Below are 21418 nucleotides of genomic sequence, written 5' to 3' on the forward strand. Positions count from 1 at the left end.
GGGCGGGACACCACGGCTCTTCGAGGCCCATGGCGGGTCACTGCCGGCCGTCGAGCCGCGACCGCACCGCGGTCCCCGTGCTCCGGCGCATCGGTGCCTCGGCTCATCCCCGCCCCGGTCTCTCCGAGGGTTCCGGACATCTGGTCGCGAGGACGCCGCTCGGCCGTGCCGCACAGCTCCGTGGCCTGCTCGCCGCACGGCGAACGGTGCTGCGGCGATCCCTCGCCCGGGAACGGGCCGTGCGGACGCTACCGTCCGGTGTAGGTGAACTCGTCGGCCGGGCTGGTGGGAGAGGTGGCCTTGCCGACCGTCACGGTGATGTTCACCGTCTGGTGGTCGTCGAGCTGACCGGGCGCGACCGCGGTGATCTGGCCGGTGGAGACGAACCTGACCGAATCGGATGCCTTGTCCTTGAAGTGCACGGTGGCGCCGGCGGCGAAGCCCGAGCCGCTGATGGTGACCGGGGTGCCGACCTTTCCGCTGGTCGGGCTGACCGCACTGACCACCACGGGTGCGGGTCCGCCATAGGCGAACTGCCCCATCGCGACGGCCGGGGAAGTGCCGAGGGTGTTGGTGACGCGGACGTGGACGACGCCGGTTCCGTCGGGGACCTGCGCGGTGATCCTGGTACCGGAGGGGTCGATGTCGCGCTCGGTGCAGGCGAAGTGGCCGAAGTCGACCACGCTGTCCGGACTGAAACCGGTGCCGTTGATGGTCACCGTGGCGCCTGGTGCGCCGAAGGTGGGGGTCACGTCGGTCACAGCCGGCCCGGAAGGGACGGCAGGAGCCCCCACCAGGTCCAGGTAGGTGGAGTTGGCGTGCTGGAAGGCGACCTGGCCGAGGAAGTCCTGGGTGGTCCTGTTGACCAGGTTCTTGGCAAGGCACGTGTATCCGGTGTTCATCGGGCGGAGCGTGCCGGGCTGGACGTAGACGTTGCCCTTGGTGCGCTTGGAGATCGACCCGATGAGCAGCTTCACTTCTTCGGTCGCCTGCGGTCCCGGGCTCGGGTACCAGCCGGCGGTGGTGTCGAGATCGGCCCACGCGTGCGGGACCAGGTCGTGGGCGTTGTTCTGGCGCTCGTCGATGACCCACGGCAGGGAGTCGAAGTAGTCGACGAAGCTCTGCACGCCGGCGGTGGGAGCGGCATAGGTGATCACCGCGAACTTCGGCTGCTTCGGCCAGGTCTGTGCCTGCAGGTACGGCGCGAGCATGGTGGCGATGCAACCGCCCAGGCTGTGACCGGTCAGATAGACGGTCGGCTGCGGCGAGGAGGGAGCCGACTTGAGCGCGGCCGCGAGCGCCTGAGCGAGCGTGACGTTCGGGGAGGGCGAGGCGATCGAGCGGGCGTTGACGACCCGTTTGAACGCATCCATCGCCCCCTTGGAAACGGCGACGGGCTTCGGCGATCCGCTTTCGGGGAACGGGACGACTGTGCCGACGTCGAGGTCCTCAAGGATGTCGGTCAGATCGGCGTCCGTTCCGCGAGCGACCACGGCGAACTCGTTCGAGTCGTTGGTGCTTCGTGCGATGTAGGCCATATTGGCGTTGGCCTCGCTCAGGGCGAGCCACACCAGCTGCCACGCGCCCTGCGTCGCAAGGCGGGGATCGCTCAGTTGCGCGTCGATGCCCGTGATGATTCGTTCGGTCTGCTGCGCCAGGGTTTCCCCGGACGGACGCGGGGTGGCCCCGGTGGCTGCAAGGGCAGCCAGGGTCATGGTCACCTGGGCGATTGTCGGATCGGGTGCCATCGTCGTTCCTGCTCCTCGGATGTCGTGCCGGTGCGGAGGCGGGACGGCCTTTCGGCAGCATCAGGGCAGATCTGTGCCGAACCGGCCGTCTGGGTGGATCGCACACAATCAGACCTCCCCTCTGCGTTGCCGGGAGCTTCTCCTGCCTTCAGGTTGACCGGGTTCACCTTGTTGGCCGTCGTCATACGTGTGTGCGGTCCGCCGAGCCAGGTGCGCAGCCCGCTCTCCGGAGCTGCGGTGTCTGCGGGCAGGCCGGGGCGGCGGCCCGAGCGATGTCCCCGCCCCCGCCCAGTACCGCCGCAACCTTCGTGTCCGGCTCACTCCCCGCCCCACGAACCGCGCGGCCCGACCGCCTAGCGAGCCGAATACGCGGCGAGGAACACCCGCACACCCTCGTCGGCCAGCCGTTGGAGTTCGGCGGGGGTCTGGATGTCGTCGTGGCCGAAGAACATGATGCGGTCCATGGGGGTGGCCAGAACGAGCCATGCGAAGTGACCGGCGGCGAGCACCGGATCGTCCAGCCGCAGCAGCCCGCGTGCCGCGAGGTGCTGGAAGCAGGCCGCCAGGGCGGCGATGGTCCGCTCGGGTGCACGCCGGTAGTAGTCGGCCGCCACTTCGGGGAAGCGGTCGGCCTCCGCGATGAGCAGCCGGCGCAGTTGCAGCCCTTCGGGCTGGATGACAGTGGTGATGTAGCGCCGGGCGAGTCCGGTCAGGTCCCGATCGAGGTCATCGGTGTCGCGTAGTGCGTCGATGACCTCGACGAACAGGCCGACCTTGCTGCTGGCGTCGAGGATGATGGCGCCGAACAGCGTCTCCTTGTCCTTGAACTGCTTGTACACGGTCTGCTTGGACACCGCGGCCGTCGCGGCGATCTCGTCCATGCTGGTGCCCGGGTACCCCTTGCGCAGGAACAGCTCGGTAGCCGCCTCCGTGATCGCCTTGCGCTTGCGGGCCGTGCGGCCGTCCTCGGGTGCTTGCATGTCAGCCTCCTTGACACCTCGCGAACAGTACTGGACTGACCAGTACTCATATGGGTACCGTACAGTCCAGTACCGGCGCGGAGGGGGTCGACCCACACGCCATTACTCGAGGGGGAAACCGGTCATGACGACCGCAGGACGCACGATCGTGGCGGGCTGTTCGTGTCGCTGGACGGCGTGGCAAAGGCGCCTGAACAGTGACACTTCCCTCACCTGAACGAGGAGACGGGCGCGGCCCTCGCCCGGATGCAGGCCGGAGCGGACACGCCGCTGACGGAACGTGTGACCCACGAGGCGTTCGCCGCGGTCCGGCCTGAGCAGACCGGCCCGATGGCGGACGCGCTCAACGGCATCCGCAAGCCGGTCGCCTCGACCACCCTGGACGAGGCCCACTGGAACAGCACCACCGTCACCGACGGCGACGTCATCACCTTCCTCAAGGACCTCAAGCAGCAGCCGGGCGGGAACATCAGCCTCTCCGGCAGCATCACCCCGACCCGAACGCTCCTGGAGGCGGGTCTCCTCGACGAACTGCGGCTCCTGGTGCACCCGCTCGTACCGGGCACCGGCAAGCGCCTGTTCCCCCACGGCACAGGCCGGGCCCCGCTGCGGCTCACCACCTCGGCCACCTTCTCCACCGGCGTGCCGGACCTGACCTCCCCGCCCGCCTGACCCGCCCACGGGCCCGGGCCCCAGCCACCGATCACCGGACAAGAGGAAGCACATGTCGTTTCAGGCGTACCTGGACACCATCGAGACCAAGACGGGCCTGACCCCCCGCGCCTTCATCGCACTGGCGAAGGAGCACGGCTTCGACGCCCCATCCACCAAGGCGGGAACGATCCTCACGTGGCTCAAGGAGGAGTACGGCCTGGGGCGCGGCCACGGCATGGCGCTGGTGCACGTCATCAAGCACGGCCCTCGCATCGACGCGAAGCACGTCGGCACGACCGGCTCGCACCGCGACGACTCCGACACCCTCTGGCTCGACGGCAAGGCGACGCGTCCCTCCTGAAGCGGCGCGCGGCGGCACCGGGCGACGACCGCGTAGGTCGTTCGGTGCCCGCGAGCGCCGCCACCTCACCAACCGCGCCCACCCACCTGGAGAACCCGACATGACCTGGACCGAGCACACCCTGGTACGCGAGGGCGTCCGCATCTCCTACCGCGACTGGGGCGGATCAGGACACCCGGTCGTCCTGCTGCACGGACTGGCCGGCCACGCGGGCGAATGGGACACCCTCGCCCGGAACCTGAGCCGCCGCCACCGGGTCGTCGCCGTCGACCAGCGCGGCCACGGCGCAAGCGAGCGCCGACCGGGTGATGTCTCCCGTGCTGCGTACGTCGCCGACGTCGCCGCTGTCGTCGAACAGCTCGACCTGCACCGGCCGGTCCTGGTGGGGCAGTCGCTGGGCGGCCACACCGCCATGCTCACCGCCGCCGCGCACCCCGATCTGCTGGGCGGGCTCGTCCTCGTCGAGGCGGGACCGGGCGGCCCCAGCCCGAACGTGCCCGCCGAGATCGGCGCAGCGCTCGACGCGTGGCCGACGCCGTTCTCCTCGCGCCGGGCCGCCGTCGAGTTCTTCGGCGGCGGTGCTGTCGGCGAGGGCTGGGCGGCCGGGCTGGAAGAACGGGGCGGCGGCTGGTGGCCGCGCTTCGACCGTGACGTGATGGTCGAAGCGCTGACGGAGAATGCCCGGCGTTCCTTCTGGGACGAGTGGACGAGCATCGCATGCCCGACGCTGGTCATCCTGGGTCAATCGGGCATCATCCCCCCGCACGAGACGGAGGCCATGCTCCAACGGCGCCCCGGGACGGTGGCCGTGAGCGTCCCCGCAGCGGGGCACGACGTCCACCTGGAACACCCCGGGATCCTCTGCCAGGTACTTCAGGAATTCCTCGAACAGGTCGCCGCGCCGACTGGCGCGAGCGCGGCATCGGACTGACTGCCGTCCGACAGGGCGTCGGGTTGCGTCCAGGGACGGGGTGTGCGGGTTCCACCCGATCCGGGGGTTTGATCCCGGCCCGGTGTGTGGCGTCCGAAAGCGAGACGGCACCGGTTGGTCCTTCGCTATGCCTGACGTCACGAAGAGGAGACCAGCACGATGACAGCACCCGACGGTCTGCCGTTGCCGCGCTGCCGCCGGAGTGCCGGCCCTTCCTCGCCATCGCGCGCGGGCCAGGCGGGTCCGCGAGGTGCTGGGGGTGGAGCCGCTGCGGGGTCATCCTCGGGCTTCCGGGCCGCACGTGACCCTGATCTGCGCCGATACCTGTGCGGAGGGCCCTTAGGGCGCCCGGCGCAGACCGCCGCTGTCCACCGTTCACCACCCGTTCTGGCACGGATCTGGCACGCAACGAACTCATCCGCCTGAAGGTCGGCATCTGGGCCGAATGAAACCGAAGCCGAGACCACGAGCCGGTTGTCGGGCTGGGTCGGCGGGGCCTGCCGGATCCGGTGCCGGACTCCCTCACCGGGGCGGGCGGCTTGCGGCCAGCAGGTTGTGCAGGAGCGGCAGCAGTTCCTCGGGTTCCGCCTCGGAGAGTTCGCCGAACGCCCCGCTGGATCGGGCCAGGATGATGCCCGCGAAGGCTGCCGCCGCCAGTTCGGCGCGCAGCTGTGGGCGGTCCACCTGTTCGGCGGTGAAACGGTCGCGCAGCGGCCCCACCAGTCGCTCGTGGAGGTAGGTGCGGGCGGCCTGCTGCACCTCGGTGTTGTCGCCGGGGAGTACTGCGGCCTGGAAGGAGGGGCCGGGGCCGCGCTGGGAGAAGCGCTCCAGCAGGCCGCGCAGACGGTCCTCCTCCAGCAGGTCGGCCGGTTGCGAGTCGCCGAGTTCGACCCGGACGGTGGCCAGGTAGAGCTGGGTCTTGCCGCCGAAGTACCGGGCGATCAGCGCCGGGTCCACGCCGGCCCGTTCGCCGATCTCCCGGATGGTGGTGCGCTCGAAACCGCGATCGGCGAAGAGGTCCATGGCCGCTCGGATCAGGAGCTCCCGGCTGCGGGCGGAGTCCCTGCGCCGGGGCGCCGAGGGCTCCGGCCTGGCGCCGTCCGTGGCAGTGGGCCCACCCGCTCCGGGGGTCGCCTCGGTCACCGCTCGACCCCGGCCCGCAGCACGGGCACCTCGCTCTCGCCGGCCACGCCGTCGGCGATGCTCTCTTCCACCATCAGCTCCTCGTCCGCACGCGCACCCCTGCGGGCGGCGGCCGCGGCACCGAGCCGCGGCAGGACGATCGTAACCAGCCCGATCACCACCCACACCGCGCAGCCGATCAGCGCCGCGTCCCGGTAGCCGCCGACAGCGGGCAGCTGCCGCCCCGGCTCGGTGTGCGCCTGGAGCACGGCACCGCACAGCGCGCTGCCGGTGGAATAGCCGACGTAACGCAGCACCTGGTTGAAGCTGACCGCACTGCCGACCTGGTCGGCGGGCACCGCGTTGACGATCAGCCCCGGCATCACGGCGAAGGTACAACCGACGCCGAGTCCGGCGATCCCCATCACCACCAGGAGCTCCCACAGGTGGTCGCGGGCGAACAGGAAGAACAGCACCGAGACCAGCGATGCCGCGCAGCCCAGCGGCAGCACCAGGGCGGACGAGGTGCGCCGGGCGAGGACCGGGACGACCTTGCTGGACAGCAGGCTGAACGCCGAGAACGGCAGCAGCACGAGGCCGGCGACCACGACCGAGGCACCCAGGCCGTAGCCGGTGCTGACCGGGGTCTGAACGTAACGGATCACCAGTGACATCAGCAGGTACATCCCGACGCCCGCGACCAGGCCGGCCACGTCCGCGGTCAGCACCACGGGGTTGGTCAGGCTCCGGAGGTCGACCAGCGGGTGGGCGGTGCGCAGCTCGTGCCACACCCAGCCGATCAGCAGCAGCAGGGAGACGGCCGCCACCGTCCACAGCCGGACGCCGGCCCAGCCCCAGCTCTCGCCCTCGCTGAGCACCAGCAGCAGACCGACCAGCGCCAGCCCGAGCAGCACCGCGCCGAGCGCGTCCAGCGGGCGCCGTTCGCGGGCCGTCGTCCTGGGCAGCACCAGGACGGCCAGCGCCAGGGCCAGGGCACTGATCACGGCGCCGAACCAGAAGCCCGCGTGGATGCCGAAGGACTCGGCGATCAGGCCGGTGATCGGGTAGCCGAGGCCGACGCCGGCGACGGTGGTGATGGACAGGAGCGCGACGGCCGAGCGGGAGGCCGCGGCGGGCAGGCTGTCCCGCGCGGTGGCGATGGCCAGCGGGGTCAGCCCGAGCCCGACACCCTGCAGCGCGCGTCCCGCGACCAGCCAGCCGAAGCCGAGCGGCAGTGCGGCCAGCACGCTGCCGAGGACCACCACGGCGGCGGCGGCGAGCGTGACCGTACGGCGGGCCGGCCCGTCGCCCAGCCGGCCGAGCACCGGGGTGGAGACCGCCCCGACCAGCATCGTGATGGTCAGCGACCACTGCGCCTCGGAGAGCGACACGTGGTCGACGGCAGCGATGGTCGGGATCATCGGCGCGCCAAGGCTGCTGATCACCGCCACCACGGCACTGAGGAACACCAGCACGGGCACCAGGGCCCGCTCACGTCGCGTCGACAGGCCGGTCGGGGTCTCCATGGACGCGTCCTCCCTTGTCGGAGATCGAGTGTTCGAACCGGGGCTCGGAGGCTGAGCCCGGCCCCCGGGCATGCGACCGAGGAGTGTCATCATTCGATGTCATCGCTTGATGTCTTCGTATGATGACATACCGAGGCCGCTCGGGAGAATCCCGCCCACCGCACGACGAAGGACCTCGATCGCAGTGCGGTCGAGGACCTTCGTTTGCCCAGGTGGACGGCATGAGCCAGTGGTCGGCCTCCGGGACAGGTCCTCACGGCTCCTCGGTGAGAGCGGTGCGAGCAACCTGGCCGCCGGGTAGCGGGACGCGGTCAGCCGCGTCATCGCACGTGATAAACCCGGCGACGTCGGCGGTCATCCCCGGGATACTGGTCGCCCATGGATGAGGTCGAAGTCGTCGTCGCCCATTCCGAGCGTGTGACTCTGCGCGTCGGCGACGTGTTCCTGAAGGTGGACGCCGATCAGGCGCGCATCGACGTCGAGGTCGAGGCGATGTCTCTCGCGCCGGTCCCGACCCCGGAGGTCCTGTGGTGCAAGCCGCCCGTGCTCGCGATGGCTGCACTTCCGGGGACGACGCTCGGACGCCTCGGCGGGCCGTCGACCGGGTCGCCGGCGGCGTGGGCCGCGGCGGGCGCCGCCATCCGGAAGCTGCACGACGCGCCGCTGCCGTCCCGGCGGGGACGGGCCGGGCGGAGCATCGTCGAGCTGGCGGCGGAACTCGACGGCGAATGCGAGTTGCTCGTGACGAACGGCGTCCTGCCCGCCGACCTGGTCACCCGCAACCGCCAGGTCGCCGAGGCCGCGCTCCGGCCGTGGACTCCGGCGTTCACGCACGGCGACCTGCAGATCGCGCACGTCTTCGTCGACGGCGACGAGGTCACGGGCATCATCGACTGGTCCGAGGCAGGCCAGGGTGATGCCCTGTACGACCTCGCCACCTTCACGCTCGGACACGAGGAGCACCTCGACGACGTCATCGCCGGCTATGGCACCGACGTCGACCTCGACGTGATCCACGCGTGGTGGTCGTTGCGAAGCCTGCTGGTGGTTCGCTGGCTGATCGAGCACGGCTTCGACCCGTACGCGCCGGGCTGTGAGGTCGACGTGCTGAGATCCCGGATGTGAGGCCGCGCGGGCCCGACTGCCACGTATGCGTTCTGACGCATCGAGCAGGCCATCCCCTGGGGCGCATCGTCTGCCCCTGCTCTCAACGGAGTGCGGTGCGCAGTCGTCGCCGGCGGATGACGGCGCAGCCGAGGGTGACGAACGTGTGGTGGATGTCGTCGCGGATCTCCCAGCGGATGCGCAGGCGGCGGAACCAGTGCAGCAGCGCGATCGCTCCTTCCACAACCCGGCGGTACACGCCTGGGCCGGAGCCGTGCCCGGTGCCGCGCCGGGCGAGGTGCGCGGTGATCTGGAACCGGCGGACCCTGTCCCGGTGGACCTCGTGGTCATAGCCGCGGTCGGCGTGCAGGTGCTTGCTTGTGGCTGGGCGCCGGGTTGGCCGCTGAGCGTTTCAGCCGGCCGCTCGTGTGCTCAGTGCTGTGAAAGGCTGGGGCATGCCCTACCACTTGCGGTTCTTCTTCGAGTACGGCGTCGACACCCCGTTGTGGCCGGGTCCTCCCGGCGACCCCGACCTCGACAGCCCCTACGGATACCCCTGCGCTCCGGAGAAACTACCCATCACCCCGGCCACCCGGAACGAACTCACGAGACTTGCCGACCTGTACCAGTCCTCCCTCGACTGGGATCACCCTGCCGGTCCCTCGCCCTGGACCCGGGACCAGCAGGAATCGTTCCGCAGCGAGGCCGGCATAGCGCTGGAGGCGCTGCGCCACGAGCTGGGCGACGACTGGACGGTCGAGGACCGCAGAGGCTGAGCCAGGAGGACGCGCCGCAAGCCGAGTCACCTCATCCCCTCGACAACCGAGTTGCCGTCTCGCGTCGCTCAAGCCATTCGAGGTACCAGGTGCGGAAGGTGTGGCGGTTTCCCCTTGCGTCGACGTACGGCTCGAAGGGCGGGTTGACCGCGCCGGCCCGGTCGCGGAGTTCCCCGCTGTGCGGGCCGACGACGATGAGCCAGCCGGTCATCCCGCATCCGTTGTCGCTGATGTGGATCGCACCCCGGCCGCGTTCCAGGTGCCAGGCCTCGTCGCCGGCGTCACCGAAGGCCTTGCGATAGTCGTCCAGGTAGTCGTCCTCTTCGTCACGGATGGTGGGTTCGTACCCGGCGGTGCGAAGGGTCGCCGTCTGCCGGCCGACCCAGTCCTCCGTCTCGACGAACGGCCCGCTGGAGTCCAGCAGCCAGGGATGGTCCTCGTCGTCGTCCCCGACCCATCCCCATGTCCCGTCGATCCGGCGCAGCGAGGTGAGCCGGAGTGCCGGCCCGGGGCCGCCGGCCCCGACCTCCGTCAGGAGCCCGCGTTGCTGGTGTGGTTCAGGTCCGCGCGGGTCTGCAGGAACTTGAGATACTTGGGGTCATCCTCTTCGAAGATTTCGGGTCCGCCGCCCATGTAGGCCCTGATCAGCTCATCCGCAGCTTGATCGTGGTCGCCCAACTCGAAGCTCGTCTGGCCCAGTCGAAGGTGGATGTACGGATTGCCGAGCCCTTCAGGGCACTGAACGCCGTTGTGGAAACACTTGTACGCCCTGTCGTAGACACCGCGCCGGAAGTGCACGTCTCCGATGGCGACGTAGATCCAGGTCGAGGCCGCCCATCCACGGGGATCGCCCGGCAGCAACCGCAGGGCTTCGACATAGCGTTGCTTGGCCTCGGCGAACTCTCCCATTCCGGCGAGGGCATCACCCTCCTGACACAGGTCCCTGATCTCGGCATGGACCTCATCCGGCAGTTGCATGGTCGTCCCTGTCATTGCTCGGCGCTTCGCACAACGGGCTCCTGCGAAGCCTAGGTGACGCCGGCCGGCCGGTTCCGTCGAGGGGCTCTGTTGAGACGGCCGGCGCGGTGAGTCAGCGATCTGCCGGAGCAGTTCGGTGCCCGGCTCCCGGTGGGTGGTGTGGTCATCGCGGATCGGGGTGGGGACCTCGTCGGCGCCGATGGGAAGAGGACGGCCGCGGGCCCGGCCGGGGTGTGTCCGCGTCGGTCAGGGCATGGACCGCCCCTGAGCGGGCGTCGGCCCGGCGCAGGTCTCGGTACGTCAGCGTGCCGCGTCCCCGGTCGTACTGGTCACGACGTACGTCTCCCCCGTTCCCGGCGGCCGCGTCCACGAGCGGGTGGTGAACGTGTGCAGCCGTCCGTTCGTGATCGCGTAGCGGGGCAGTCGGACACCGAACTCGCCGGTCACGGCCTCCAGTAGCGACCGTTCCGCCATGGTCTCCTCCTCCCGGGAGCGGAAGAACCGGTCCGGGTCCAGTGCCCGTGGTATCTCCCCGGTGCGGTGTATCTCTCCGTCCGCGTATGTGAAGGCGTACCGCTGGGCACCGTCTTGCGCCACGGAAAGGTGGAAGAACGGTTCTCCGTGCCGGGTCGTCAGACCACTCCACACGACCACCGCGCGGGTGCCCGCGCTGGCAGCCGCGGCCGGGGAGACGAACCGCCGCAGGTCGAAGTGCGCAGGGTTGCTGTCGAAGGCGAAGCTCCAACGGGTGCCGGCCCGGCCGACCGCCGTGAGGGCTCTGTCCTCGTACGGCGAAAAGTCCCCCTGCGTGCGGAGTGATCGGCGGCGCGCTTCGTCGGGCGTCATGGGATCGTCCAGCCCTGCCTCGTTCCCGTCCGCGAGGCGTCCGGGCAGGTCCTCCGGGCTCATCCCTTCGACCAGGACGAACCGGTAGGACGTGAGGTTGTCGTGAGGGTCCGGGTCCGCGAGCCACGTCAGGTCGTCCGGGTCGAGGCCGGCCGCCGGGCTCGGTGCCTCACCTGTCTGCCCGGCCCTCGGGGTGGACAGCAGTTCGCGGCCCCGTTCCGGGGTCAGCAGGGGTCCGAGCAGGGGATCGGCCACCCACCCCAGCGGCGCCAGGTGGTCGGGCCCCAGTGGCTGCCAAACCGGCAGAGTGTCTGTCAGCGCCCGCCACGCCCCGTCGGTGTCGCCCCACCGCGCCAGCTCCCGTGCCCGTTCGACCGCTTCCCCGAACGGTCCGGCCGCCGTGTACCGGTACGTGCCGTTGCGAACCTGCTCCAGCATCGCGTAGGCCAGCGACACCACGTTGTCACCGGCTCCCCGCAGGTGGAACATCAGCGTGGAGTCGCCCCGGTACGAGTGCGCCGCGTGCTCGGCGACCAGCGCCGGCAGCAGTTCGGGCGCGTACTGCGGGTCGGTCACCACGTCGTCGAAGTACACCATGTAGGTCCGTCCGAGCAGGCGCCGTATCTGGTCACCCAATCCGGCGGCCCGTGGTCTGCCGTACTTCCTCGCCTCGTCCAGCGCGTGCCCGGCCCGTTCCCAGTTTCCGCGCAGCGCATCCAGCCGGGCCTGCTCCACCAGGGCGTCCAGCTCTCGCGTCGTGTCGTTGGCGAACTCCGGCTCCCCGTCGGCCGGGCGCGCCCGCAGGCTGTGGAACTCCTGGTGCATGCTCCGCATGAACTCGGCGAAGTTCGCGTACCGCTCGGGTGGCGCGGCCCGCCAGCCGGCCCAGGTGTACACGGCCCACTCGCCGTCGTCACCTACGTCCTCGGGATCCAGGAGGACGTAGGTGGCGTCGGACTCGACGTCGAGCTGGAGCCCGCGCCGCCAGATGTCCGCATCCCGCCGTTCGGCGGGTCCGGCGTCGTCGTCCAGATACTCCTCGAACATGTCCGCCAGTCCGGACTCGTTGTCGTGCCAGCGGGCGTCCGTCGTCCCCGCCAGCAGCCGGATGAACCCGCCGGCGTGCTGCCACCCGTCGCTGGCCTTGAGGAATTCCCGGTACGACGGGGGCATCCGTCGTGAGAGGCGATCCTCCATGGCTGCGATCCGCTCCTCGGACGCGGGCGGGAACCCCAACCACCGACCCCGCCGGGCGGCTTCGTCCTCCTGGCTCGTCGTCTCATCGTCGGGCAGGGAATCCGACCACTCCCCGCTCCATCTGACCAGGAACGGCCGCCAGTCGAACGGTGTCGTGTTCGTCATGCGCCCGATGCTGCCATCCGCCACTGACAGTGCTCCTGATGCCGGGCGGCATCGGGCGGCTACTGACACGTCTCGTGGCCGACCCGATGACGTCCTCGCGCCCGACGACACATGGCAGCCGGATCCGCAGGGTTTTGTCAGTGCCTGGTCGATGAATGTCGGCTGCGTCAGGCCGGGTCCGTCCTGGACGGGCAGAGGATCGCTGGCAAGGTCGTCAACCAGGCCCTCGGCGGCGCGCCGGCCGGGCCGGTCCGCAGCGGTGCCGTGAACGGCGCGCCGAGCGGCGTCCCGGCGGGCATGTCGACGACGGTGCCGCTGCCGTGGCAATGTACGCCGCCGCTCGGCGCACGGGGGAGCTCGCTTCCGTCATCAGGGTTGGGGTGTGAGGAGCACGGCCGTGGACACTCCCGCGGCGTCCGCCGCGATGGCGGACATCTGGCCGCTGTTGTTGACGCCTGTCGCCTCAAGGATCGTGAATCCCGGCGTCGCCAGATTGCTGCTCAGGTCGGTGAGGGTGGAATCCGAGGTGTCGAAGGCGAAGCCTCTACGGCCGGGATCACCGAAGTCGCCCACGAACCCGACGATCACCCCGGCGTCGCTGAATGCGCGCGTGCTGCCGGTCGTCGGCGCGAGCCCGGTCGGATCGATGCCGAACGGGCCGAGCTTGAACATCACCGGTGTCGTCTCCGTCCCCCCGGCCGGTGGGACCGAATCTCCGGCGATTCGCCCGAATGCGTTCTCGACGGCAACGGCCCTGCTGTCCCCCAGGAATCCACCCGAACCGTTCTGGAGCGTCCCGAGTGCCGTTCTGGTGAAAGGCGATGCGGTCGACGAGAAGAATGCCCGGCTGACGACGTTGCCCTGTACATCCAGCGCGGTGCCCTCGCCGACGATCCCCCCGCCGTTGGCGATGCCGCTGGCCTGACTGAAGTCCGTCGCGCCCGGCGGCAGGATATCGAGCGGAGTCAGCGCGAGGTCGGCCATCGGCTGTCCGGGCAGCGAGAGAAAAGCGTGCGCGGTCCCCGAAGTGGCGGTGTCCGACTGGCCGACTACCTCCCGATTGTCGTTGATATCCAGTGCCTCACTGTTTCCAAGGAACCCCGGCGACGTGGGTGAACCGGTCGGGACGAGGGTGCCGAGGTCCACCGGAAAACCACCTGCCGGCCAGAGGACGGCTCGCCTGTCGACAGGGTTCCCGAAGGCGTCCAGTGCTTCGGAACGGCCGACGACGTCACCTGAGCTGTTGATCGCGAGTGCGGCTGCCGAGGTGGGGGCTCCACCTGTCGAGAGCGGACTCAGGCGCGTCACGGCCCCCGTCGTGCCGTTGGGGGTGACAGGACGCCACACGAACCCCGTCTCGTCACCCTCGCCCACCACGTCGCCGCGTTCGTTGATGTCCCATGCGGCGCTCACCCCGATGACCGGCGCCGCGCCTAAGGTCGTCACGACAAACGGAACAGTGACAGCCATTTCAGACCTCCGAATCGCGCAGGCGAATGGGCCGGGTGCGACCGGACGGCGGTTCGGTTGTGCCGCAGCGAATCCTCGTTGCCCGAATCCGTTCGGCCGTCGGCGAGTGCGGATACCGCATTGCCGGCACCAGGGCTCCATGCTGCTATTTGACCTATGGGAAAATTGTCCCAGATTGGTCAATATCTGGCGATCTGAACAGGCTGAGGCGATGGGCCGCGGGCCGCCCTGTCCGGATGACCCGCGTCCTGGGAACCTCTCCGGTCGAAGCAGGCGGGAGGCACCGGTGACCGGTGGCCGGTGCGGCACGGAGAAACCCCTGGGAAGTATCGTCCAGGGAATGTCCTGAGGAACATCACGACGGCGCCGGCGGCAATAAGGCTCGCTCTCGCCCGGCCGCCGGGTCTCCTCGTCCTGAACGAAGCGCGCCACCGGCGGCGCGGGCGGATCGGCCAGATCGAGGCCGAACTCCTCCAACAGCTCCCGGCCGCGGCAGAACCCGCAGGGCCCCAGGCACGTAGCGCCGAGGGCAGCTTTGGCCGTTGACGTCAGCCAGTTCGGGCTGCAGCGAGCGTGGCGGTAGATCCGCCAACGCTTGAGGGTGGCTGCACCGCGTTCGACGGGGTATCGGAACCGGGCGTGGGCCCGGTTCAGCGATCTCTGTCCCGGGGTGAGCTCCTTGCCGGGCTTTCGCCTGATCGGCACGACGAATGTCCCGCCCGCGCCGGTGTGGGCCAGGTCGGCCAGGGCCGGGATGCGGAGCCTTGCGCAGGTCTTCACGATGCGATGTCCACGGGCCGCAGTGAGGTCGTGGGTGCGGCCCGACAGCGCGCTCTGTCCGGCCACGACCGACTGGTGGCCCGGAATGAAGGTCTGGTCGCCCCCGGCGTCGCAGCCGATCGTGTCCTGCGGGCAGGGCATGGTGATGACGTCCGGCCCGCACCGGAGCACGACACCGTCGCCCGCCGCGACAAGTTCCCACGTCACGGCCGTGATGCTCTCAAGCGAGGTGATGTGCGGGGCGGCCGGGCCATCGAGGTCCCTCTTCGTGCTCAGTGGACGGTGACCTGGATGCTCTTGGAGATGTCGCACCTTTCCCACTCGTACTTCGGTACGCCGGCGCGGCAGCCCCCCTCGCCGAACAACCACGTCAGTGTGGTGGTTCCGGGCGCCAGGGCGCTGAAGGTCAGGTCGAACTCGGAGGTGCAGCCCGGCTGGGGTGGGCAGGAGCTGATGACGAAGTCCTTGCCGGGCCGCAGCACGCTGTCGTCGCCCGCCGAGTAGAGGTACCACCTCTTCTGCAGGGCCCCCCCGGTCGTTCTGACACCGAGCCGCTGTCCGACCGTCAGGGTCACCGTGCTGGTCGGATACGGGGAGGTGGCGTCCCACGCCTTGTCGGGGAGGGGCACCTCCACCTCCGGTCGGATGGCGGTGGCGACCGTGGTGCCGGCCGGGCCGGAGTCGGACCACCAGCCGTCGAGGTAGGAGACGAGCAGCAGGGCGCCGACCAGGAGCGCCGCCACGTTGGTGATGACGGTTCGGCGCATCAGCTGCCCTCTTCCCGGACTCGGCGCCGCATGGTGATCAGGAGCGCGACCTCGGCCAGCCAGCGGGCGAACAGGACCTCGCGCCCGAGGTCCGCCCCGCCGGCCGCGGCCGCGCGCAGCCAGCCGCGGACCAGCTCGCCCGGCTCCCGGCCGATCACCGGCTCGGGCAGGTCGAGCGCGCCGGCGAAGCCGGCGGCGCGGACGTACTGGGCCAGGACGCCCAGCGGGTCGGGGCCGATGTGCAGGGCCTCGGCCTGGTAGGAGGCGGCGATCGCCGCCTCGCCGAAGAGCACCCGGCGCGGGACTCCGTCGATCAGCAGGCCGCGGGTGAGGGCGGCCTCGACGTCGTAGCCGGTCATCAGTTCGGTGTCCGGGAGGATGTCGGTCATTTCGGCAGCTCCGCTCCGTAGGGCCGGTTGATGTTCACCGTGCCGGTGAGACCACCGTCGTTCAGGTGGTTGTGGATGAACTGGTCCTCGGTCACCCACACCGACTGGCCCCACGGGTTGTAGACCTGCAGCCGGTCGCCGTCCCGGGCCACGATCACCATCTGGTGGTAGTTGCCGTTCTTGCCGGCCGCCGCGCTGGCCTCGTCGAAGGCGCAGAACGGCACCGGCTTGCCCTCGTCCAGGGCCTTCTCGATCCGGGTGACGGCCGCGCGCCGGTCGTCGTCGGTGTCCAGGTTGACGTACTCGTAGGTCGAACCCGTGGCCTTCCCGAGGTTCTGGTCGGCGAGGAAGGTGTTGCCCTTCGGTCCGATCCCGCCGTTGTTCTCCGGGTAGACCTTCTGGCCGCCGTCGGCCAGCTGGCCCTGCTGGTACTGGCCGATGAAGAGCTGCTGGAGGCGCTGCTTGAAGTACTCGGGCGAGTCGGACCCCGGGACGTCGGTCATGTTGCCCGTGGTGAGCTGGAGCATCGTCACCGGGTCGATTTTGAGGCTCGCGACCACCGTCGAGGCGGCGACGCAGTCGTTGACGCTGCCCTGGCTGTAGACGTCGAAGCCGTCGAGGACCGCGGTGCCCTTGTACGTCAGCCCGGTCGCCTGGGTGGTGGACTCCTCCCGCAAGGGATCCGAACCGAGCGCCGGAACCAGGTGCTCGGACAGCCAGCGCGGGTCGTCGCCGTGGGGGTGGATCAGCGCGGCGAACTTCTGGACGTCGGCCACCGAGTGGCCGGCCGCCAGGGCCTTCCAGAGGTAGGCGGCCTCCTCCGGTGACTTGGCGCCGGACAGGAGCTTCTGGAAGGCGAGCTGGTCGGTGCCGTTCATCACGGACATGAACTGCTTGGCGCGGTCGAGCTGGCCGTCCGTCAGGATGTAGTCGCCGTCCGCGTTGCCCCCGGGGCCCTTCTCGTTCGCCAGCACCAGTGCCGCGAGAGGATCGATCGGCCCCTGTCCGGCGCGCTCGGTGCGGGCCCTGGCGGCGAGCTGGTTGAGCATGCTCGCGGCGCGGGTACCGCTGCTGTCCGCCCGCTGGGCGGCCGAGATCCTGGTTCCTACAGCAGTGTTGGCGGGTTCGATGGCGGCGATGGCCTTGCCGACGTCGAAGGCGTCGTGGGCGAGTGACTTCTGCACGTTCTCCAGGGCAGTAACGCCCTGAGCGTCGGTGCTCTGAGCCCCTTCCAGATTGTCCGCCCAGGCGTTCAGCTCGGTGGCGGCCTGCTCCAAGGACTTCTGGGAGACGGCCAGTTCGTTCGCCAGCGCCCGGATGGACTGGGCGGCGTTCTCGGCGACCGAGCCGGTCCAGGCGTTCGGCAGCCGGTTGTCGGCGGCCTCCCCGAGGTCGGTGGACGCCTTGGCATAGGCCTTGGCGGTTTCCGCGTACGCCTTGGCCCGCTCGCGTATCACGCCCGGGTTCCCGGCCGGCCCGGCCACGGCCAGGGCCTTGCCGATCGCGCTGAGCAGCGCGGGGCCGACGAAGAAGTCGGAACCGGGGTGCGTGATGGCCTGCTGCGCCTTCTGCAGGTCTGCGACCTTGCTCATCGGGTCTGCGCCGGGGTCAGCGATGCGGCGGCCGTTGTTTCCGCGGCGCGGTAGTTGGCGCTGGTGGCCGACATCTTCTGAACCAGTTGCGCCACGGCGCGCTGGGTGACGTGCAGTTCCTGGCTCCAGTTGGTGTCGAAGCCCGCCCACGCCTGGTCCACACCGAACTCGCCGAAGTCGGCGGACTGGTAGGGCTTCTGCGCGGTGTAGGCCTGGTTGGCCGAGGCCAGGTCGGTTGCGACGTTGTTGAGTCCCGTGGTCACGTGGTCCAGCGCGTCGGGCTGGACGGTGTATCCCACCGATTCGGACATCGGCTGCTCTCCCCCAAGAAGCTCCATGGCTCGCCGTGATCGAACGAGCACGGTCGACGAGCATAGACGCTGCGGAAGGGGTGTCGGTTGCGGGGGCAGTCCAGCCGGCCGAGCTTGGCGGCGCGGACGCCCGCCTCGAAGCGACTGGAGGCGCCGAGTTCCTGCATGACCTCGGAGAGGAACGACTGCCCGGGACAGGGGAGAAAGGAGTGAACCTCGCCAACCCTGGGTGAGGTCGCGGGCAGCGGATCCAACTGCCACAACGTCCAGCTCTCGCTGCACGAATTCCCGTGCAACCGCAGATCCTGACTGCCCGGCGGCGGCAGGACGCCACCCGGCCCGTGCGTCGCCGTGACCACCGCCCAGCCTCGTTCGGTGGAACGGGCGGCGAACCGGGCCGCGAGCCGGGTCTTGCCCTGTCCGCCCGGCCCGTACAACCAGCGCGCTGCCAGCCGCGGACGGCTGTCGCGCCACTGGTCCAGCGCGGCCGAGTCCGCCTCGCGGCCGGTGAACTCCACCACCCCGTGACGGGCGTTCAGCATGCGGCTCGGCGACTTCAGCAACCAGCCCTGGTCCGGCGTCCGGCGCGATCCGACAAGATCCGCAAGAGAGGCCGTAGGCCGGTCACGGCGACACCACCGATGACTGCGACTCTTGCGTGTCGCCGTTCGACGGTTCTGAACGTGTCTGTCCCCCGACTACAAGGCAGCCTTCACGCTCCCGTCGGATCCGCAGACGGGCCTACGGGGGCACGGCCCCGGCCCGGAGCGTGCGGCCAAGGTGTGAAACGCCACACTTGCGTTCCTCAGCGTGCCGGTGCTCGCTGCCTGGCCGGCGGCCAAGGACACTGATCGCCGTGACTGATGTGCGCGAGACCCTGGATTACCAGACCTTCGGACGGGCGGTGCGCGAACTCGCGCAGACGATCGCCGACGATGGCTACGAGCCCGACCTCGTCCTGAGCATCGCCCGCGGCGGGGTGTTCGTAGCGGGCGGTCTGGCGTATGCGCTGGACTGCAAGAACATCCACCTGGTGAATGTCGAGTTCTACACGGGCGTGGGCACCACTCTCGAAATGCCCGTCATGCTGGCGCCTGTGCCCGCCGCGATCGACTTCACCGACAAGAAGGTCCTGATCGCCGACGATGTCGCCGACACGGGCAAGACACTGAGGCTCGTGCACGACTTCTGCCTCGACCACGTCGCCGAGGTCCGGTCCGCCGTCATCTACGAGAAGTCGCACTCCCTGGTGAAGTGCGAGTACGTGTGGAAGAGGACCGACGACTGGATCGAGTTCCCGTGGTCGACGGAAGGACCGGTCGTCAGGCGCGACGGCCAGGTGCTCGACGCCTGATCGGAGGAGGACGCGACCACGACTGCACGACGGGGCGGTCGTCGCGGACCAGTTGTCCTTGACGACCGCCTGATCGGCCGTGGGAGCGCGGTCTCGTCGGGGCGTGTCCGGTCCGGTCCGGACCGGGTCTCGGGGACCGCGCGCCTTCCGCGGGGCCGGTGTCATGCGGGCCGGAGGCCGAACGGCGGCGCCGGACAAGCCGGCCCCCATGGGCCGACCACGGCGTGAAACCGGTCCAGCGCCGGGCGGGAGCCGCGGGCTATCGGCGGAGGCCCTGCACGGACGACGGTGCGTTCGCGTGGGTCATGGTGTGGTCGGGGCTGTACGGGACGCGTGGTGCCGTGAGCCGGTGACGATGAGTGAGACGTTTTGCCCACCGAAGCCGAAGGAGTTGCTGAGCACGGCCTCCTGGGGGACGTCTCGTCGCTCTGCGACGACATCGAGATCGATGTCGGGACCGATGCCGGCGGCGGTGAGGTTGCGGGTCGGCGGGATGACGCCGTGCTCCACACTGAGGACGGCGATGAGTGCTTCGATCGCGCCGGCGGCGCCGAAGAGGTGACCGAGCGCGGCCTTGGGGGCCGTCACGGTGGCGTGGCCGAAGACCTCCCTGATCGCGCGTGCCTCGGCGACGTCGCCGACCGGAGTTCCGGTGGCGTGGGCGTTGATGTGACTGATCTGCTCGGGAGCCAAACCGGCTTGCGCGAGGGCCTTCCGCATGGCGGAGATCTGACCGGAACCGTCGGGAGCGGGCGCCGTGATGTGGTGGGCGTCGGCGGCGATGCCGGCGCCCGCGAGCACCGCGTGGACGCGCGCGCCTCGGGCCCTGGCATGCTCGGCGCTTTCGAGCACCATGACAGCGGCGCCTTCGCTGAGGACGAATCCGCTGCGGTCCGCGGCGAACGGCCGTGACGCCGAGGCGGGTTCGGCGGTGTGCCTCGACAGTGCCTGTGCCTGGGCGAAGCCGGCGACGGTGATCGGGGTGGTTGCGGCCTCGGTCCCGCCCGCGATGACCACGTCCGCCTCGCCGGCACGGATCAGCCTGGCCCCCAGGGCGATCGCCTCGGCACCGGAGGAGCACGCCGAGACGGGCGTGTAGACCCCGGCCCGTGCGCCGTATTCGATGCTGATCAGCGCCGCCGCCGCATTGGGCATGAGCATCGGGACCGTGCGTGGCGAGACGCGCCGGGTCCCGGCCGCTTCCAGTACGTCGTCCTCCTTCAGCAGCGTCCCTATGCCGCCGATGCCCGTGCCGATCGCCGAGGCGAGACGGTCCGGGTCCACCTCTGGGGCACCGGCATCGGCCCAGGCTTCGGCCGCCGCGATGAAGGCCGCCTGCTGCGAGCGGTCGAGCCGCCTGGCCTGTACCGGCAGCAGCAACTCGGCTGGGTCGATCGCCATCGCCCCAGCAACGGTGTCGGGAAGGCCGACGTCCTCGTGGCCGCGCAGGACGCCCCCGCGGATGCCCGACTCGCCGGCAAGCAGGGCCTCCCAGGTGGACGCCACGTCTGCCCCGAGAGGTGTGATCGCGCCGAGTCCGGTCACGACGACTTCAGTCCGGTGCATGCCCCTCAACCTTTCTTGTATGCGATACAAGCCAACAGCCCTGTTGTATCACATACAATTTGGGTGTGGAGAAGAAGCGAACCGAAGCCCGATCAACGCCGGCCCGTTCGCGTGACCGCGGTCGCGCGACGAGGCGCCGACTGATCGAGGCAACTGCACGGCTCTGCAAGGAGCGGCCCGGCGCCGAGATGAGCGTCGCGGAGATCGCGAACGCGGCAGGCGTCTTCCCCAATCAGGTCACCTACCACTTCGGCTCCAAGGACTCACTGCTCGTGCACGCCGCCTTCCTCGGCCTGCTGCACGACGCCCGACGGATCGAGCGCATCGGTCGCCAAGCCCCCGATGCGGCGACATTCCGGCGCAACATCGCTCGCGCCGTACTGGCCATGCCCTCGCTCCCGTCAGTCACGCGAGCGCTCGCCGCCGGGATCTCCAAGCCCGAACTCGCCCCCGTGGTCGACCGGCACCTCCAGTTGCTGTTCCGGCAATCCGAGCGCTTCGTGAGCCAGCTCATCGACAGCCGCGGCTGGACGGCCCGTCGACCACTCGACGTGGAGGCCAGGACGTTCTGGAGCACCGCGCTCGGCGCCGTGCTGCTCGTCCGCGCCGGGGCGCACGGCACCGTCGCCGACCTCGACCTCGCCGGAGCATTGACCATCCACGACGAACCCGATCCCGGCCAAGAGGACGCCTCATGCGCCCCCTGTACCTGTAGCGCCGGACACCGTCATACCGGGGTACCACAGAGGACTTGACACCCCGGTATGACGGTTTCCGCCCCTTCTCGCCCCTACCGTCGCC

General features: G+C 70.0%; 22 protein-coding genes. 7 read left to right on the top strand and 15 right to left on the bottom strand.

The window, feature by feature from the left end; translation table 11 throughout:
• Nucleotides 1–248 precede the first annotated feature (248 nt).
• Together ACFU7Y_RS04215 and ACFU7Y_RS04220 are read right to left on the bottom strand one after the other, a co-directional pair.
• A complete protein-coding gene (locus ACFU7Y_RS04215) occupies nt 249–1715 on the bottom strand; it encodes an IPT/TIG domain-containing protein (protein ID WP_224274912.1) in 1467 nt (488 codons plus the stop codon).
• Nucleotides 1716–2101: 386 nt separating this feature from the next.
• Nucleotides 2102–2728 (bottom strand): TetR/AcrR family transcriptional regulator, encoded by a 627-nt coding sequence (locus ACFU7Y_RS04220; protein WP_224274876.1) that lies wholly within the window; start codon nt 2726–2728, stop codon nt 2102–2104.
• Between the two features lie 213 nt (nt 2729–2941).
• Here ACFU7Y_RS04220 and ACFU7Y_RS04225 point away from each other — a divergent pair, with 213 nt between their 5' ends.
• The 3 genes from ACFU7Y_RS04225 (at nt 2942) to ACFU7Y_RS04235 (ending at nt 4674) form a co-directional block, all read left to right on the top strand.
• Nucleotides 2942–3400 carry a dihydrofolate reductase family protein gene (locus ACFU7Y_RS04225; protein WP_224274910.1) on the top strand — a complete coding sequence of 153 codons (459 nt, stop codon included), beginning with the start codon at nt 2942–2944 and terminating at the stop codon, nt 3398–3400.
• Nucleotides 3401–3452: 52 nt separating this feature from the next.
• A complete protein-coding gene (locus ACFU7Y_RS04230) occupies nt 3453–3743 on the top strand; it encodes a DUF4287 domain-containing protein (protein ID WP_224274875.1) in 291 nt (96 codons plus the stop codon).
• Nucleotides 3744–3843: 100 nt separating this feature from the next.
• Complete coding sequence (locus ACFU7Y_RS04235) at nt 3844–4674, top strand: alpha/beta fold hydrolase (protein WP_224274873.1); 831 nt, start codon at nt 3844–3846, stop codon at nt 4672–4674.
• A gap of 522 nt (nt 4675–5196) precedes the next feature.
• On the opposite strand, the gene ACFU7Y_RS04240 is transcribed toward ACFU7Y_RS04235, so the two are convergent.
• Together ACFU7Y_RS04240 and ACFU7Y_RS04245 are read right to left on the bottom strand one after the other, a co-directional pair.
• The gene (locus tag ACFU7Y_RS04240; protein ID WP_308020131.1) at nt 5197–5817 is read right to left on the bottom strand and encodes a helix-turn-helix domain-containing protein; all 621 of its coding nucleotides are present in this window, start codon (nt 5815–5817) and stop codon (nt 5197–5199) included.
• Nucleotides 5814–7322 carry an MFS transporter gene (locus tag ACFU7Y_RS04245; protein ID WP_380766414.1) on the bottom strand — a complete coding sequence of 503 codons (1509 nt, stop codon included), beginning with the start codon at nt 7320–7322 and terminating at the stop codon, nt 5814–5816. The genes ACFU7Y_RS04240 and ACFU7Y_RS04245 overlap by 4 nt, the downstream gene beginning before the upstream one ends.
• A 378-nt stretch (nt 7323–7700) precedes the next feature.
• On the opposite strand from ACFU7Y_RS04245, the gene ACFU7Y_RS04250 reads away from it, so the two are divergent.
• Nucleotides 7701–8447: a phosphotransferase family protein gene (locus ACFU7Y_RS04250; protein WP_224274867.1), complete on the top strand. Its 747-nt coding sequence runs from the start codon at nt 7701–7703 to the stop codon at nt 8445–8447.
• Nucleotides 8448–8529: 82 nt separating this feature from the next.
• Here the strand turns inward: ACFU7Y_RS04250 and ACFU7Y_RS04255 are convergent, their stop codons facing one another.
• Entirely contained in the window at nt 8530–8670 is a 141-nt protein-coding gene (locus tag ACFU7Y_RS04255) for a hypothetical protein (protein ID WP_380766415.1), read from the bottom strand.
• Between the two features lie 211 nt (nt 8671–8881).
• On the opposite strand from ACFU7Y_RS04255, the gene ACFU7Y_RS04260 reads away from it, so the two are divergent.
• The gene (locus ACFU7Y_RS04260; protein WP_224274864.1) at nt 8882–9202 is read left to right on the top strand and encodes a hypothetical protein; all 321 of its coding nucleotides are present in this window, start codon (nt 8882–8884) and stop codon (nt 9200–9202) included.
• A gap of 31 nt (nt 9203–9233) precedes the next feature.
• Here ACFU7Y_RS04260 and ACFU7Y_RS04265 read toward each other — a convergent pair whose 3' ends face one another.
• From ACFU7Y_RS04265 to ACFU7Y_RS04305, 9 genes are all read right to left on the bottom strand, one after another.
• The gene (locus tag ACFU7Y_RS04265) at nt 9234–9413 is read right to left on the bottom strand and encodes a hypothetical protein (RefSeq protein WP_224274862.1); all 180 of its coding nucleotides are present in this window, start codon (nt 9411–9413) and stop codon (nt 9234–9236) included.
• Nucleotides 9414–9733: 320 nt separating this feature from the next.
• Complete coding sequence (locus tag ACFU7Y_RS04270) at nt 9734–10180, bottom strand: tetratricopeptide repeat protein (RefSeq protein WP_380766417.1); 447 nt, start codon at nt 10178–10180, stop codon at nt 9734–9736.
• 300 nt (nt 10181–10480) lie between these two features.
• Nucleotides 10481–12388, bottom strand: a complete 1908-nt coding sequence (locus ACFU7Y_RS04275) for an SMI1/KNR4 family protein (RefSeq protein ID WP_380766418.1) — start codon at nt 12386–12388, stop codon at nt 10481–10483.
• Nucleotides 12389–12757: 369 nt separating this feature from the next.
• The gene (locus ACFU7Y_RS04280; protein ID WP_380766419.1) at nt 12758–14845 is read right to left on the bottom strand and encodes a transposase family protein; all 2088 of its coding nucleotides are present in this window, start codon (nt 14843–14845) and stop codon (nt 12758–12760) included.
• Between the two features lie 65 nt (nt 14846–14910).
• The gene (locus ACFU7Y_RS04285; RefSeq protein WP_380766420.1) at nt 14911–15405 is read right to left on the bottom strand and encodes a hypothetical protein; all 495 of its coding nucleotides are present in this window, start codon (nt 15403–15405) and stop codon (nt 14911–14913) included.
• Complete coding sequence (locus ACFU7Y_RS04290; protein WP_380766421.1) at nt 15405–15794, bottom strand: hypothetical protein; 390 nt, start codon at nt 15792–15794, stop codon at nt 15405–15407. The genes ACFU7Y_RS04285 and ACFU7Y_RS04290 overlap by 1 nt, the downstream gene beginning before the upstream one ends.
• The gene (locus ACFU7Y_RS04295) at nt 15791–17386 is read right to left on the bottom strand and encodes a hypothetical protein (protein WP_380766422.1); all 1596 of its coding nucleotides are present in this window, start codon (nt 17384–17386) and stop codon (nt 15791–15793) included. The genes ACFU7Y_RS04290 and ACFU7Y_RS04295 overlap by 4 nt, the downstream gene beginning before the upstream one ends.
• Complete coding sequence (locus tag ACFU7Y_RS04300) at nt 17383–17697, bottom strand: type VII secretion target (protein ID WP_224274850.1); 315 nt, start codon at nt 17695–17697, stop codon at nt 17383–17385. Before ACFU7Y_RS04300 ends, ACFU7Y_RS04295 begins: the two co-directional genes overlap by 4 nt.
• Entirely contained in the window at nt 17646–18260 is a 615-nt protein-coding gene (locus tag ACFU7Y_RS04305; protein ID WP_224274848.1) for an ATP-binding protein, read from the bottom strand. Before ACFU7Y_RS04305 ends, ACFU7Y_RS04300 begins: the two co-directional genes overlap by 52 nt.
• A 293-nt stretch (nt 18261–18553) precedes the next feature.
• Here ACFU7Y_RS04305 and ACFU7Y_RS04310 point away from each other — a divergent pair, with 293 nt between their 5' ends.
• Complete coding sequence (locus tag ACFU7Y_RS04310; protein WP_224274846.1) at nt 18554–19051, top strand: phosphoribosyltransferase; 498 nt, start codon at nt 18554–18556, stop codon at nt 19049–19051.
• 303 nt (nt 19052–19354) lie between these two features.
• Here the strand turns inward: ACFU7Y_RS04310 and ACFU7Y_RS04315 are convergent, their stop codons facing one another.
• Nucleotides 19355–20617 (bottom strand): beta-ketoacyl-[acyl-carrier-protein] synthase family protein, encoded by a 1263-nt coding sequence (locus tag ACFU7Y_RS04315; RefSeq protein WP_380766435.1) that lies wholly within the window; start codon nt 20615–20617, stop codon nt 19355–19357.
• Nucleotides 20618–20682: 65 nt separating this feature from the next.
• On the opposite strand from ACFU7Y_RS04315, the gene ACFU7Y_RS04320 reads away from it, so the two are divergent.
• Nucleotides 20683–21372, top strand: a complete 690-nt coding sequence (locus tag ACFU7Y_RS04320; RefSeq protein WP_380766437.1) for a TetR/AcrR family transcriptional regulator C-terminal domain-containing protein — start codon at nt 20683–20685, stop codon at nt 21370–21372.
• The last annotated feature ends 46 nt before the right edge of the window (nt 21373–21418 follow it).

It is taken from the genome of Kitasatospora sp. NPDC057542 (assembly GCF_042801945.1).
GTDB lineage: Bacteria > Actinomycetota > Actinomycetes > Streptomycetales > Streptomycetaceae > Kitasatospora.

Bases quoted from the DNA above. Each gene is read 5' to 3' on its own strand.
- ACFU7Y_RS04215 (WP_224274912.1), bottom strand. From the start codon at position 1,715: ATGACCCTGGCTGCCCTTGCAGCCACCGGGGCCACCCCGCGTCCGTCC.
- ACFU7Y_RS04220 (WP_224274876.1), bottom strand. From the start codon at position 2,728: ATGCAAGCACCCGAGGACGGCCGCACGGCCCGCAAGCGCAAGGCGATC.
- ACFU7Y_RS04230 (WP_224274875.1), top strand. From the start codon at position 3,453: ATGTCGTTTCAGGCGTACCTGGACACCATCGAGACCAAGACGGGCCTG.
- ACFU7Y_RS04235 (WP_224274873.1), top strand. From the start codon at position 3,844: ATGACCTGGACCGAGCACACCCTGGTACGCGAGGGCGTCCGCATCTCC.
- ACFU7Y_RS04245 (WP_380766414.1), bottom strand. From the start codon at position 7,322: ATGGAGACCCCGACCGGCCTGTCGACGCGACGTGAGCGGGCCCTGGTG.
- ACFU7Y_RS04250 (WP_224274867.1), top strand. From the start codon at position 7,701: ATGGATGAGGTCGAAGTCGTCGTCGCCCATTCCGAGCGTGTGACTCTG.
- ACFU7Y_RS04260 (WP_224274864.1), top strand. From the start codon at position 8,882: ATGCCCTACCACTTGCGGTTCTTCTTCGAGTACGGCGTCGACACCCCG.
- ACFU7Y_RS04265 (WP_224274862.1), bottom strand. From the start codon at position 9,413: ATGACCGGCTGGCTCATCGTCGTCGGCCCGCACAGCGGGGAACTCCGC.
- ACFU7Y_RS04270 (WP_380766417.1), bottom strand. From the start codon at position 10,180: ATGCAACTGCCGGATGAGGTCCATGCCGAGATCAGGGACCTGTGTCAG.
- ACFU7Y_RS04275 (WP_380766418.1), bottom strand. From the start codon at position 12,388: ATGACGAACACGACACCGTTCGACTGGCGGCCGTTCCTGGTCAGATGG.
- ACFU7Y_RS04285 (WP_380766420.1), bottom strand. From the start codon at position 15,405: ATGCGCCGAACCGTCATCACCAACGTGGCGGCGCTCCTGGTCGGCGCC.
- ACFU7Y_RS04290 (WP_380766421.1), bottom strand. From the start codon at position 15,794: ATGACCGACATCCTCCCGGACACCGAACTGATGACCGGCTACGACGTC.
- ACFU7Y_RS04295 (WP_380766422.1), bottom strand. From the start codon at position 17,386: ATGAGCAAGGTCGCAGACCTGCAGAAGGCGCAGCAGGCCATCACGCAC.
- ACFU7Y_RS04300 (WP_224274850.1), bottom strand. From the start codon at position 17,697: ATGTCCGAATCGGTGGGATACACCGTCCAGCCCGACGCGCTGGACCAC.
- ACFU7Y_RS04315 (WP_380766435.1), bottom strand. From the start codon at position 20,617: ATGCACCGGACTGAAGTCGTCGTGACCGGACTCGGCGCGATCACACCT.